The organism is Saliniramus sp., from assembly GCF_035311605.1.
GTDB lineage: Bacteria > Pseudomonadota > Alphaproteobacteria > Rhizobiales > Beijerinckiaceae > Saliniramus.
In genome coordinates this window covers 1-13,264 of sequence record NZ_DATGCW010000370.1, presented here as the reverse complement: position 1 = coordinate 13,264, position 13,264 = coordinate 1, and the positions used below count along the sequence as shown (strand labels likewise).

Sequence of the window (13,264 nt, the reverse complement as noted above, 5' to 3'; positions counted from 1 at the left end):
CCGGTGCTGCGCTTTCTCGATACGCGCGGCATCGGCGAGGCCGGCTATGATCCGAAAGATGATCTCGCGCAAGCCGAGCGCGGCAGCCATGCCCTCGTCGTCGTGGCGCGGCTCGATGATCCGGTGCAGGGCGCGGTGGCCGACATCCTGCGTGAATTGCGCCGCCGCCGCGCCGCCCTTCCCCTGCTGATAGCCCATAGTGGCGCCGATCTCGCCGAGAGCGATGCCGAGCGCGCCCGCGCACAGGCCGTCACGCAGACGCGTTTCGAAGAAGCTGCAGGCGCTGCGTTGCCCGCCGTGACCCTCGCGCTTCCTCCGGAAGGCGCGCAAGCCGAGGGGCTCGACGATCTGCGCGAGGCGCTGGCGGGTCTCTTGCCGGAAGCGGCGCTGCTGATCATGCGCGAAGGCGCGCGTGACGCGGAATCCGCGCGCTTTGGCGAGATCAAGCCTCTGGTGATGTGGTATGCCGGTGCGGCGGCTGCGAGCGATGTTGCCCCGGTGATCGGCGCCGTCGGCGTCCCCGCGATTCAGGGCGCGATGCTCCACGCCATGGCCGGTCGCTACGGTGTCCCCTGGACGACGCAACGCGCCGGTGCCTTCGCCGGGGCACTCGGCTCGGGCGCGCTGATGCGCTTTGCCGGATCCCATGCGGCGCGCCAGGTGGCGAAACTCGTCCCCGTGGTCGGCCAGACACTCGGCGCGGCGAGTGCGGCGGCGATCAGCTTCGCCACCACCTTCGCGCTCGGGCGTGCGGCGGCCTACTGGCTCGACCGCGAATCGCGCGGTGAGCGGGCGAGCGCGGCGGATCTGCGCCGGCTCTATGAGGAAGCCTTCGCGAGGGCGCGTGATGCAGCTGGCTGAGCGCCTGCGCCGGGCCTATCTGCGCTGGAGCCGCCTTGGCGTCGCCGGGCTGCTCGTCCTGCCCTTCGCCGCCACCTCGCTCCTCGGCTTTCTCTGGCTGCATGAACGGGGCATGCTGCTCTGGTTCGTGCTTGGTTGTGTCGCCCTCGCCACGCTGATCTGGAGCGGACGGCTCGGGCTCGCCTGGCAGCATCGGCGCAAGGCGCGTGCGCGGGGCGAAGCACGTGACGCATCGTCGGACGATGATGCGGGCGCAAGCCTGCGTGAGCGGTTGGCCCACCCCCCGATCGATCCGGAATGGAGCGCGCGCGAGACCGCAATCTACGAGGCTTCCCGCGCTGCCATTGCCGAGCGCCTGACCGCACCGGTCGCGTGGGAGAGCCTGCCCGAACAGGCCGTCGCCGTGGTCGAGGACGTCGCCGCGCGCATGTCCGACGGCAAGCGCGGCGCGCTCGATTTCACCCTGCCGGAGGCGCTGTTGCTGATCGATCGGGTGGCACTGCGTTATCGGGAATTCCTGCGCAGCCACGTGCCGTTCTCCGATCAGCTCTCGATGCGCGCGGTGCACTGGCTCTGGAGCCGGCAGGATCAGGCGCGCACGGCCTGGAAATACGGCTATCTCGCCTATCGCGGCCTGCGCCTCGCCTTCAATCCGCCGGTGGGCGTGCTGCGCGAGATTGAGCGCGCCGCGACCGCTGGCCTGCAGGATCGGCTCAGCGATCAGGTGGTGCGCGATGCGCAGGCGATCCTGCTGGAGGAGGTCGCGCAGGCGGCGGTCGATCTCTATTCGGGGCGCCTGAAATTCTCCGATGCCGAGCTGATCGAGATTCAGCTCGGCTCCGAATTGCGTGATCGCAGCAGCCTCGCGCGGCCCGATGATCCGGTGCGAATCATCGTGGTGGGGCAGATTTCAGCGGGCAAGTCCACCCTGATCAACGCGCTGGCCGGTGACGGCCCGGCCGAGACCGATCTCGCCCCCACCACCGACCGGCTGACGGCGCACGAGATCGAGATCGATGGTATTCCCTGCCGCCTCGTCGATACGATGGGGCTCGACGGCTCGGCGCGTGTTCAAGAGACGCTGGCCCGGGAAATCGGCGAGGCCGACATGGTGCTGTGGGCGCTGCGTGCCAACCGCCCCGGCCGCGCCGTCGATATCGCCCTGCGTGACGCGGTGACGGCGCATTTCGCCGAAGATGCGGGGCGCCGGGCTCCCCCGATCGTCCCCATCGCGACGGCGGCGGATGCGCTGTTGCCGGATTGGCCCTATACCGAAAACTGCCTGCCCGAGGCGGCCCAGGCCGTGATCCGCAAGGCGACAGCGGCTCTGCGCGCCGATTTCGCCGGGCCGCTCGGCGACATGCCGCCGATCCCCGTCTGCGCGCGGGCGCCTTCATGGAATCTGGATACACTCACAAATGCCATTGCCGGCCAGCTCACCGAAGCCCTGATGACGCAGCGCAATCGCCGGCGCCTGGAAAGCCCGCAAGGGCTGCGTTTCGGCGAGAATCTGGGGCGCGCCGGGCGCGGTGTCGCCAAGGGCGTCAAGGTGTTCGGCGGGCGCCTGTGGCAGGCCGCGCGCAATCCGAATGGGGATGATGCGGCGCCGATACGGGAGGCCACGCCGCAGCGCCCGGTGTCGCCCGCAAAACCAGGGACGAAGCCCGGTTCCGACGAAGAATCGTGAGGGCGAATTCGTCAACGCTTCGCGCGAATACGCACCAAGCGCGTAACGCAATGGCAAGCACTGTTGCGCGAAGATAGGGTCTCGTCATTGATCTCAGCGAGGTACCGGCATGGATGCGCTTTTCGCAATGCTGCTTGAAAACAGCCACTTGCTTCTCGCGACAGGCACGGGCGCGGGTATCCTCGTGATCCTGCACGCGTTCGGTCTGCTCGGCCAATGGCACCTGACATGGTGCGGGGGCGATCACGGGGCCCACGGCAGCGGCGGTACCGATGGCGGGGATTGCGGCGGGGGCGACTGAAGCCCCGCACCGCCGGTTCGCGCGCTGATCAGCCCGCGTCTTCCCTGATCACACCGCGCCGGATCTGGTCTTCCTCGATCGATTCGAACAACGCCTTGAAATTGCCCTCGCCGAAACCGTCATCCCCCTTGCGCTGGATGAATTCGAAGAAGATCGGCCCGACCACGGTCTTCGAGAAACGCTGCAGCAGGCATTTCGTATAGCCGCCCTCGACCACACCCTCGCCATCGATGAGGATGCCGTTCTTCTGCAGGCGCTCCAGCGATTCCCCGTGCTTGGGCAGCCGCTTGTCGATGCGCGCATAATAGATCTCGTTGGGCGCGGGCATGAATTCGAGCCCGTTCCCGATCAGCGTCTCGATGGAGCGATAGAGATCGGTCGAACCCAGCGCCACATGCTGGATGCCCTCGCCCTTGTACTGGTCGAGATATTCCTGGATCTGGCCCGACTCGCCCGCATCCTCGTTGATCGGGATGCGGATTTTATTGTCCGGGCTCGTCATTGCGCGCGAATGCAGGCCGGTGAGCTTGCCGGCAATGTCGAAATAGCGGATCTGGCGGAAGTTGAAGAGCCGCTCGTAGAACTCTGCCCATTCGTTCATGCGTCCGCGATGCACGTTATGCGTCAGATGATCAATGTAATGCAGGCCGACACCTTCGGGATGCGGGTCGCGTTCGCCCAGCCATTCGAAATCGACATCGTAGATCGAGCCCTTCGCGCCATAGCGATCGACGAGATAGATCTGCAGGCCGCCGATCCCCTCGATGGCGGGGATGTTGAGCTCCATCGGACCGACTTGCGTCTGTGCCGGTTTGGCGCCGAGCGACAGGGCGCGCTCATAGGCGTGGCGGGCATCGACGACGCGAAACGCCATGGCCGGCGCCGAGGGACCGTGCTTCTGGGCGAATTTCGCGGCGAAGCTCTCGGGCTCCGCGTTGAGGATGAAATTGATGTCGCCCTGGCGGTAGAGCGTGACGTTTTTCGACCGGTGACGCGCCACGGGCGTGAAACCCATCACCTTGAACAGGCGGTCGAGCGCACCCGGATCCGGATGGCAGAATTCGACGAACTCGAACCCGTCCGTGCCCATGGGGTTGTCTTCGGAGATCTCCGGGGGCGGGGCATCGTGGGGGAAGGGGCCCATTGGTTCCTCCTGGCTTGATGATGGCGTTCCCGGCGCTCAGGCGTCGGGGTCCGGATCGGGTGCGAGGTTGCGGGTATGCGCGTCGAGCTTCTCGATCAGCCGGATGAATTCCGCACGCTCGCCCGGTGCGAAAGCCGCAGTGATCTCTTCCTCGAAGCTGCGTGCCTGCGGCACGACGGCTTCGTAGATGGCCCGGCCTTCCTCCGTGAGGCGCAGATGCTCCTCGCGCATGTCGAAGGCATTGGGCTCCTTGCGCAGAAGTCCGCGCTCGACCAGCGCTGTGACCGCGCGCGATACCGTCGATTTATGCATCATGCCGTGCCGCGCGATGTCGCGCGCGGTGCGCACCGGATACTGGCCGAGCGTGGCAATGACCCGCCATTGCGGAATGGTGAGCTGGAAGCGCTCGGCATAGATGCGTGCCAGCGCATTTGATGTGCGCGCCGAGAGAATGACCAGCCGGTAAGGCAGGAATTCTTCCAGCTTGAGCAAGGTCCGGCTATCATTGGCCGCTGCGGAAACCGACATGCGCCCTCGCAGGGTTCGTTGACAGTGCAACCAATCTGCCACACAATTCGTTCCGCAAGCAACCAAATTCTGTCTGGCACCAGCGCGGGCCGGCGCGAGGGGAGGTCCATCATGGAAGCACGCTACATGTCCGGATTCGGCAACAGCTTCGAGACCGAGGCCCTGCCGGATGCGCTGCCGATCGGGCGCAATTCACCGCAGAAATGCAATTACGGCCTCTATGCCGAGCAGCTTTCAGGCTCGCCCTTCACTGCTCCCCAGGCGACCAACCAGCGCTCCTGGCTATACCGCATCCGCCCGGCGGTGAAGCATTCGGGGCGCTATCGCAAGGTCGACAAGCGTCATCTGCGCACCGCGCCCTGTCGCGAGGATACCGATACGCCAATCGGCCAGATGCGCTGGAGCCCGGTGCCGATGCCCGACGAGAAGATCAGTTTCGTCGAAGGTCTGTGCACGGTGACGACGGCGGGCGACGCGGATACGCAGGTCGGCATGGCCGCGCATCTGCTCTTTGTCACCCGGGCCATGCAAGACGAGTATTTCTTCAATGCCGATGGCGAATTGCTGATCGTGGCGCAAGAGAACCGCTTGCGCTTTTGTACGGAGTTCGGCGTGATCGAGATCGAGCCCGGCGAGATCTGCATCATCCCGCGCGGCGTCATCTTCCGCACCGAGCTCATCGATGGGCCGGCGCGGGCTTACGTTTGTGAGAATTACGGCGGCGCCTTCACCCTGCCGGATCGCGGGCCGATCGGCGCCAATTGCCTCGCCAATCCGCGCGACTTTCTCACGCCCGTCGCGGCCTATGAGGATCGCGAGGTGCCCTCGAAGCTCTATGTGAAATGGGGCGGCGAGCTGTATCTCTCGGAAATCGGCCAGTCCCCGCTCGATGTGGTGGCCTGGCACGGCAATTACGCGCCCTACAAATACGATCTGCGACATTTCTCGCCGGTGGGCGCGATCTCATTCGATCATCCCGACCCGTCGATCTTCACGGTGATGACCGCGCCGTCGGAGACGCCGGGTACGGCCAATATCGACTTCGTCATCTTCCCCGAGCGCTGGATGGTGGCGGAGAACACCTTCCGCCCGCCCTGGTATCACCGCAATATCATGTCGGAATTCATGGGGCTGATCTACGGTGTCTACGATGCCAAGCCGGAAGGCTTCACCCCGGGCGGCTTCAGCCTGCACAATTGCATGCTGCCGCACGGACCCGACGAGCAGGCCTTCGAAAGCGCCTCCAACGGCGAGTTGAAACCCGTCAAGCTAACCGGCACCATGGCCTTCATGTTCGAGACGCGCTTCCCCCAGCGGATCACCCGCTATGCGGCGGATCTGCCGGAATTGCAGGAGAATTACATCGATTGCTGGGACGGGCTGAAAAAGCATTTCGACCCCGGCCGCAAGGATCCGTGGGATCGCTGAGCGCATAACGGGTACAAACCCTGCAAAAAAGGCCGCCCGGACAGGGCGGCCTCTTCGATTCAGGCAGTATGCCTTGCGCGACTCACGCAACCTTGCGCGAACGCCGTCCGCGCGGGGCGGTTTCGCCCTCCGGTGCCTTGCGACGCTGGGCACCGAGACCCATGGCCTTGGCCAGCTCGGAACGGGCCGATGCGTAATTTGGCGCAACCATCGGATAATCCGCCGCCAGGCCCCATTTGGCACGATACTCTTCCGGCGTCATGTCGTATTTCGTGCGCAGATGGCGCTTGAGCGACTTGAACTTCTTGCCGTCTTCGAGGCAGATGATGAAGTCCGGCGTGATGGACTTCTTGACCGGCACGGCCGGAACGGGCGCTTCGACCTGCTCTTCCTGGGCACCGGTAGCGATTTTCTGCAGCGAGCTGTGCACGGCCTCGATCAGACCCGGAAGCTCGGCCGTGGGCAAAGAATTGTTGCTGACGTAAGCAGATACGATTTCGACCGCCAGCTCGATATGGGCGTTGTCCTGCGCCGTTTCACTCATCGTTACGAACCTCTTTCAAAGTTAGACCCATGTTCATTTACCGGTTATCAACCGATGGGTGATTTTGCGCTGTCAAACAAGGCTTGAATCAGCGCGAATTGACATGTTGCTCCGACAAGTATGTCAAAAAATATTTTTCATCAAGAGGACTAAAATAAAAATCTCTTGAAATTTTCCATCATGGCCATGCTCTGCCATAGTAAATTCACTGAACCCAAACTCAGAGCGTCCGCCTCCAAGCGTCGCGACGCCCTTGTTTCCAAGGAATTCATTATCCTATGCCTTGAAGCGAAGAGATTTCCCAGGCCCTGAAAATTCAAATCGCGCTTTGCGGTATCGCGCGAAGCAGTGCCGTCATGACAACAAGCAAAACGCCCCGGAAGCTTGCCGCTCCGGGGCCTGGAGTATCATTGCAACAGGCGGGTATCGACTGTCGGATAAAATGATGCGCCGATTCGGGTACTGGTCACAAAGTCTTCAGCCCCGCCTCGATCTGCGTCCGGCGCTCTTCCAGGAAGGGTGGCAGGGCGAGGCTTTCGCCGAGTGTCTCCATCGGTTCATCGACATCGAAACCGGGACCATCTGTCGCGATCTCGATGAGGATGCCGTTCGGCTCGCGGAAATACAGCGAGCGGAAGTAATGGCGATCCACAGGCCCGCTGGAGGGCAGCCGAAGCGCGGCGAGGCGCTGGGCCCAGGCCGCGTATTGCGCGCGATCGGGTGTGCGGAAGGCGATGTGATGCACGCCGCCCGCCCCCTGCCGCGCCGGCGGCAGACCGGGTTCGGTGACGAGTTGCACCTCGGCATCCGGCCCGCCCGCGCCCATCTCATAGACCTTCACCTTGCGCCCGTTCTCCTCGAATGCGCGCACGGGGCGCATTTCCAGAACCTGCGTCAGCACGAGATCCGTCGGCGCCGGATCGGGTACGCTCAGGGTGATCGGGCCGAGCCCGCGGACCTGGAACGCCGCCGGTACCGGGCTCTTCTCCCAGATTTCGCCGGCTCCTGCGCCGCCGTCATCGACGAGGCTCAGGCGCTGGCCTTCCGGATCCTCGAAATCGAGGCTTTCGCGCCCGTCGCGGTTGATGATGCCGCCGTGATGCACATTGTGCTCGTCGAAGCGCCCGGTCCAGTATTCCAGCGCCGCGCGCCCGGTGACGCGCAAGGCGGTGCGGGTGATGGCACGGGTGCCGCGCTCCTCGCGCGGGACGGGCCATTCGAAGAAAGTGATGTCACTGCCCGGGCTGGCGCGCCCGTCACCGTAGAAAAGGTGATAAGCTGAAGTGTCGTCCTGGTTCACGGTCTTCTTCACGAGGCGCATGCCGAGCACTTGCGTGTAGAAGGCGTGATTACCCGGCGCATCCGCCGATATCGCGGTGAGGTGATGGATTCCGGTGAGTTGCATCGCTTGGTACTCCTGCTGTCATCATGCAGGAAAACTTGCGCATTCGCAAAACACAATGCCATAGCCGCAAGGTCAACTCGTCAGGCGTGCAAAGACCATCGGCATCCGGAATCGATCGTGATCCAATACCAGCGGTGATCAATGCGCCGGCATCGGCTCGCGCTCCGCCGCCGCATCCGGCAATGTCACGGTAAACACTGCGCCTTCTCCCGGATCGCTCTCGATGCTCAGCCGCCCGCGATGGCGCGCCACGATATGTTTGACGATGGCGAGGCCCAGTCCCGTGCCGCCCTTCTTGCGGCTCGTCGCGATATCGGCCCGGTAGAAGCGCTCGGTGAGGCGCGGCAGGTCGTCGCGTGCGATGCCGGGACCGTAATCACGGATATTCAGGGTCCAGGCCCGCCCTGCTGCTTCCGGGGGCGTCAGGGCGATATCGACGCGTCCGCCGGAACCGCCGTATTTCACCGCATTCTCGACGAGGTTCTCGACGAGCCGCAGCAACTCGTCGCGATCACCGCAAACCATGGCCGGGCCGTGAGGCAAGGCCTCGTGGAAAGTGACGCCTTCGTCTTTCGCCAGCGGCGCGAGCGTGTCGAGGATCTGGCGGATCACCGACATCAGGTCGATCGCTTCCGTCGGCGCCAGATGGGCGCGCAACTCGATGCGCGAGAGCGAGAGCAGTTCGTCGATCAGCCGCGTCATCCGCAGGGCCTGTTCGCGCATGATGGCAAGAAAGCGCGCGCGCCCCTGTGAATCATCACGGGCCGGGCCTTCCAGCGTCTCGATGAAGCCGAGCACGGAGGAGAGCGGGGTGCGCAATTCATGGCTGACATTGGCGATGAAATCGACGCGCATGCGCTCGATCCGGTGTGCATTGGTGAGATCGCGGAAATACAGCATCACCGCTTCCTCGTCCTGCTCCGACCCGGAGGCGATGTCGAGCGGGCCTAGCAGCAATTCGAAGGCCCGCTCGGTGGGCAGGCGTTGGGTATAGCTCACACGGGTCGGTGCGCGGGTGCGCAGGACCTGCTCGATCCCGCCCAGCACTTCCGGCGCGCGCAGGGCATAGGCGATCGGCGCACGCCGGCGCATGGCGGGAAAGAGATTCTGAGCCGCGGAATTGGCTTCGCGCACGCGCGCGCCACGATCGACGAGAATCACCGGATCGGGAATATTGGCCAGCAGAGCCTCGGCGACGGCAATCCGCTGATCGGCGGAAACCCGCAGGCGTTGCCGGGTCGTGCGTGCGCGGGTCACGGCGATGGCAATGGCGAGTGCCGTCGCGGTAGCGGCCACGGTGAGAAGAATCCAGCTGAAACCGTAGAACAGTGTCGCAGTCGCAACCAGCGCCACACTCGTCACCGCCGCACCGATCGCCGCCCCACGCCATGCCGCGCGTTCCAGCGCGCGCGTGTCGAATCCACCGGAATCCGCGCCGGTCGCGGGCCCGTCAGCGCCATTGCTCCGCCCGACCGTGCCGGAAGGCAGGAAGGGTGGCGGCGTATACTGGTTCATCGGCTCACCCGGTTCCTGTTCGTGCATGCCGGTTCCCCGCCTCGTCGGTATCCGGATTTGCCTGCGTGTATCACCGCACAGGCAGGTCGGAGAGGCAAACGTGATTCGGGGAGCGAGTATGCGACGAGGAAACCACGACGATACGACAGTATTGCGACAATCGCCCGCAATTTGAGGGAAATCGTCATGATTGTCATCATGGCGTCATCGCCCTCGCCTCACGCAGGCGAGGTCAGTGTCCTTCATAGGATATCAGCGTGCGCACCTCGACATCCATCGCCCGCAACCGCTCTGCGCCCCCGAGTTCCGGCAGATCGATGATGAAGCAGGCTGCGACGATCTCCGCACCGAGCCCGCGCAGCAGCTTCACCGCCGCTTCCGCCGTGCCGCCGGTGGCGACGAGATCATCGACAAGGACCACCTTCTCGCCGGCGACGAGGGCATCGGCATGCATCTCGATCTCGTCGGTGCCGTATTCGAGGGCGTAGGCGACGCTCACCGTGCGATGGGGCAGCTTGCCCTTCTTGCGGATCGGCACGAAGCCGGCGGAGAGCTGATGCGCCACCGCGCCGCCCAGGATGAAGCCGCGCGCCTCGATACCGGCGATCTTGTCGACCTTGCCGCCGACATAAGGATGCACCAGCGCATCCACCGCCCGCCGAAAGGCGCCGGCATCACCCAGCAGCGTGGTGATGTCGCGAAACATGATTCCCGGCTTGGGATAATCGGGAATGGTGCGGACAGCGTTTTTGAGGGCAGCTTCGAAGCTCGGATCCATTTCGCTTCCTCTCTGGCGGGTGGATGGTTTCGGGGCGGTACAGCGCCGCTTCAAACTTGCGATCAGTTTTGCGATCAAACTTGCGATCAGTCTTGCAGGACGCGCCCGGCGACGGCGTCGAGCTTCTTCATCAGTTCTGGATCACGCGCTTCCGGGGCGGTGATGATCGCCACCTCGAGAGCATTGTGCGAGCCGTTCGGGCAGGGCTCGCGTTCGGTGGGGAAATCGCGCGCCATGCGCGCCACGAGCCGCGCGGCGTTCTCGGCATTGGCGCGCAGGACCTTGACCACGGCGGCGACGTCGACCGCATCGTGGCCGTCATGCCAGCAATCGTAATCGGTGACCATCGCGACGGTGGCATAGGTGATCTCGGACTCGCGGGCGAGCTTGGCCTCGGGCATGTTGGTCATGCCGATCACGTCATAGCCGAGATTCTTGTAGGTGACGGATTCCGCATAGGACGAGAATTGCGGCCCCTCCATGCAGACATAGGTGCCGTTACGCACATGGGCGATGCCCTCCGACTCGGCGGCTTCGGCAAGCCGCGCCTGCAGGGCGGAGCCCACCGGATGCGCCATCGAGACATGCGCCACACAGCCCTTGCCGAAGAAAGAGGATTCGCGCTTGTGGGTACGGTCTACGAACTGGTCGACGAGAACGAACAGCCCCGGATGCAGCGCTTCGCGAAACGAGCCACAGGCCGAGAGCGATACGATGTCGGTCACGCCCGCGCGCTTCATCGCATCGATATTGGCGCGGTAGTTGATATCCGAGGGCGAGACCTTGTGGCCGCGCCCGTGTCGGGGCAGGAAAGCGATCTGCGTCTGGCCGATGCGCCCGAAGCGCAGGGCATCCGAAGGCTCGCCCCAGGGCGAGGCGATGTGCTCCTCGCGCACATCCTCCATTCCGGGCAGGTCGTACACACCCGAACCGCCGATCACCCCCAGTACCGCCTTCGCCATCACCGCTCTCCCTCGCTGCGTGGAATGCCTTCATTTGCCTGCAAATGCCCGGTTTCGCAAGGCCGGGACCGCGCAAGCATGCACCAGTTATGAGCACAGTTTCCAATTGCTCTGGACGCCAGCCCGGGCTTGCGCGAGAATCGCAGGTCAAGAATGCGCATCCCGGGAGGATGTCACAGGAGGACGTCATGGTCGCACAGATCCATCTCTTCCGTTGTCTGGAAGACAATATCGGCGCGCTGATCCGCGATCCTGTCAGCGGTGCCTGCGCAACGATCGACGCATCTGACGAGCCCGCCATTGCGCGAGCGCTCGCGGAAACTGGCTGGGAACTCACCGATTGTCTCGTTACCCATAGCCATTGGGACCATGTGCAGGGGCTCGAAGCGCTCAAGGCGCGCACCGGCTGCCGCATCGTCGCCCCCGCTTCCGCCGGCGATGTCGCGGAAATGGCCGATACCATCGTACGCGAGGGTGACACTGTCTGCGTCGGTGAAATGGCCGCGACCATCTGGGAGACGCCTGGCCATTGCGCCGATCACGTCATCTATCATTTCGCCACCGATCACCTCCTGATTGCCGGCGATGTGCTCTTCGTGATGGGGTGCGGGCGCGTCTTCGGCGGTGATTTCGATGCGTTGCACCGGGCGCTGGAGCGGGTGCGGGCCCTCCCCGACGGAACGGTGGCGATCGTGGGCCACGATTACACCCTCGCCAATGCCCGTTTCGCGCTCAAGGTCGAGCCGCACAACGCCGCGCTGGTCGAGCGGGCCCGCGAGGCGCAGGAGCGGGCGCAAGCCGGGGACCTGTTCGGAATGACCACGATCGGCGAGGAGAAAGCGACCAACCCGTTCCTGCGCGTGCACGAGCCCGCCGTTGCAGAAGCGGTCGGGCTTGCCGGCGGTGTGCCCGACGCGGTATTCCGGGTTTTGCGTGAATGGAAGAACAGGGGTTGAAGAATATGGCGCATGCCATTGGCGGGCTTACCGCCGAAGACGTGATCACGCGGCTTGATCTGAAGCCGCATCCGGAAGGCGGCTATTTCCGCGAGACCTTCCGCGATCCACTCACTGATGCGAACGGGCGCGCGGTCTCGACCGCGATCTATTATCTGCTGGGTCTCGGCGAAGTCTCCGAATGGCATCGCGTCGATGCCACCGAGATCTGGCACTACCATGCCGGAGCGCCGATGGTGATCACGCTCTCACGAAATGGTCATGACGCGCAGGCGCGCCATCTGGGGCCCGATCTGATGAACGGGCAGGAGCCCCAGATCATCGTGCCGGCCAATCACTGGCAGACGACGACCTCGCTCGGTGCCTGGACGCTGGTGGGGTGCACCGTCGCCCCGGGCTTCGATTTCGCCGGTTTCGAGATGGCCCCGCCCGGCTGGCGCCCGATGCCGCGCGAGGGCGGGTGAGGGCTCGCGCGCCTGGCCCGGCGGGTCTCGAGGAGCGCGCGCTCAATGCCTGGCCGGCTTTGCAGAGCCTGATCCTGGACGGCTGGCTGGTGCGCTTTGCCGACGGCTATACCAAACGCGCGAATGCGGCCTGCGCCCTGCCCGCCGGTGCGGGCGCTCTCGCGCCTGCGGGTGCGGCGATCGAGGATCTCTATCGCCGCCACGGCCAGACGCCGATCTTTCGCCTCACGCCCTTCGCGACGCCCGGGGACGAAGCCTGGCTGGACGCGCGCGGTTATGAGCGGATCGAGCCGACCAGCGTGATGCTCTGCGGCGATCCCGCCACGCATGCACGTCCGGAGCCAGGCCTGCACATCGCAGCCACCCCCGACGAAGCCTGGCTCGCCGGTTTCGTCGCCGGCAATCGCCATGGCAGCGGCATCCGCCCCACTCTCACCGCGATGCTCGCTGCGATCCGGAGCGAGGCCTTCTATGCCACGCTTCTGCAGGACGGCGCGCCCTGCGGCTACGGGCTCGCGGTGATCGAACGCGGTTGTGTCGGGCTTTTCGATATCCTCGTCGAAGCGCGCCTGCGCGGGCGCGGTTTCGGGCGCAGGCTCGTCGCCGGCATGCTGGACGAGGCGCTGCGCCGTGGCGCGGGCACGGCCTATCTGCAGGTTCTGGAGACGAATACCGCTGCTATCGGGCTGTA

At 64.7% G+C, this 13,264-nt stretch carries 13 protein-coding genes and 1 pseudogene; 7 read left to right on the top strand and 7 right to left on the bottom strand.

Annotation, left to right across the window (positions count from 1 at the left end; translation table 11 throughout):
• The 3 genes and pseudogenes from VKP01_RS16420 to VKP01_RS16410 form a co-directional block, all read left to right on the top strand.
• Positions 1-861, top strand: a pseudogene (locus VKP01_RS16420) (hypothetical protein); the annotation flags it as partial.
• Positions 848-2,548 (top strand): GTPase, encoded by a 1,701-nt coding sequence (locus VKP01_RS16415; RefSeq protein WP_324414212.1) that lies wholly within the window; start codon positions 848-850, stop codon positions 2,546-2,548. The pseudogene VKP01_RS16420 and the gene VKP01_RS16415, both read left to right, overlap by 14 nt.
• Before the next feature lie 109 nt (positions 2,549-2,657).
• A complete protein-coding gene (locus VKP01_RS16410) occupies positions 2,658-2,849 on the top strand; it encodes a hypothetical protein (RefSeq protein ID WP_324414211.1) in 192 nt (63 codons plus the stop codon).
• A 28-nt stretch (positions 2,850-2,877) separates the two neighbouring features.
• Here the strand turns inward: VKP01_RS16410 and hppD are convergent, their stop codons facing one another.
• Both hppD and VKP01_RS16400 read right to left on the bottom strand, forming a co-directional pair.
• Positions 2,878-3,993, bottom strand: a complete 1,116-nt coding sequence (gene hppD / locus VKP01_RS16405) for a 4-hydroxyphenylpyruvate dioxygenase (protein WP_324414209.1) — start codon at positions 3,991-3,993, stop codon at positions 2,878-2,880.
• Between the two features lie 36 nt (positions 3,994-4,029).
• The gene (locus VKP01_RS16400; RefSeq protein WP_074443727.1) at positions 4,030-4,521 is read right to left on the bottom strand and encodes a MarR family winged helix-turn-helix transcriptional regulator; all 492 of its coding nucleotides are present in this window, start codon (positions 4,519-4,521) and stop codon (positions 4,030-4,032) included.
• Positions 4,522-4,632: 111 nt separating this feature from the next.
• Here VKP01_RS16400 and hmgA point away from each other — a divergent pair, with 111 nt between their 5' ends.
• A complete protein-coding gene (gene hmgA, locus VKP01_RS16395; RefSeq protein ID WP_324414206.1) occupies positions 4,633-5,949 on the top strand; it encodes a homogentisate 1,2-dioxygenase in 1,317 nt (438 codons plus the stop codon).
• Between the two features lie 82 nt (positions 5,950-6,031).
• Here the strand turns inward: hmgA and VKP01_RS16390 are convergent, their stop codons facing one another.
• The 5 genes from VKP01_RS16390 to VKP01_RS16370 form a co-directional block, all read right to left on the bottom strand.
• Positions 6,032-6,493 carry a MucR family transcriptional regulator gene (locus VKP01_RS16390; RefSeq protein WP_324414204.1) on the bottom strand — a complete coding sequence of 154 codons (462 nt, stop codon included), beginning with the start codon at positions 6,491-6,493 and terminating at the stop codon, positions 6,032-6,034.
• Positions 6,494-6,959: 466 nt separating this feature from the next.
• Positions 6,960-7,898 (bottom strand): ring-cleaving dioxygenase, encoded by a 939-nt coding sequence (locus tag VKP01_RS16385; protein ID WP_324414203.1) that lies wholly within the window; start codon positions 7,896-7,898, stop codon positions 6,960-6,962.
• Between the two features lie 138 nt (positions 7,899-8,036).
• Positions 8,037-9,440, bottom strand: a complete 1,404-nt coding sequence (locus VKP01_RS16380) for a sensor histidine kinase (RefSeq protein WP_324414201.1) — start codon at positions 9,438-9,440, stop codon at positions 8,037-8,039.
• A gap of 205 nt (positions 9,441-9,645) precedes the next feature.
• Positions 9,646-10,191 (bottom strand): adenine phosphoribosyltransferase, encoded by a 546-nt coding sequence (locus VKP01_RS16375; protein ID WP_074443731.1) that lies wholly within the window; start codon positions 10,189-10,191, stop codon positions 9,646-9,648.
• Positions 10,192-10,277: 86 nt separating this feature from the next.
• Positions 10,278-11,153, bottom strand: a complete 876-nt coding sequence (locus tag VKP01_RS16370) for an S-methyl-5'-thioadenosine phosphorylase (protein ID WP_324414197.1) — start codon at positions 11,151-11,153, stop codon at positions 10,278-10,280.
• A gap of 188 nt (positions 11,154-11,341) precedes the next feature.
• On the opposite strand from VKP01_RS16370, the gene gloB reads away from it, so the two are divergent.
• From gloB to VKP01_RS16355, 3 genes are all read left to right on the top strand, one after another.
• Entirely contained in the window at positions 11,342-12,109 is a 768-nt protein-coding gene (gene gloB / locus VKP01_RS16365; RefSeq protein WP_324414195.1) for a hydroxyacylglutathione hydrolase, read from the top strand.
• 5 nt (positions 12,110-12,114) lie between these two features.
• A complete protein-coding gene (locus tag VKP01_RS16360; protein WP_324414193.1) occupies positions 12,115-12,573 on the top strand; it encodes a cupin domain-containing protein in 459 nt (152 codons plus the stop codon).
• The coding region (locus tag VKP01_RS16355; RefSeq protein ID WP_324414191.1) for a GNAT family N-acetyltransferase at positions 12,570-13,264 on the top strand (695 nt) is incomplete at its 3' end. The genes VKP01_RS16360 and VKP01_RS16355, both read left to right, overlap by 4 nt.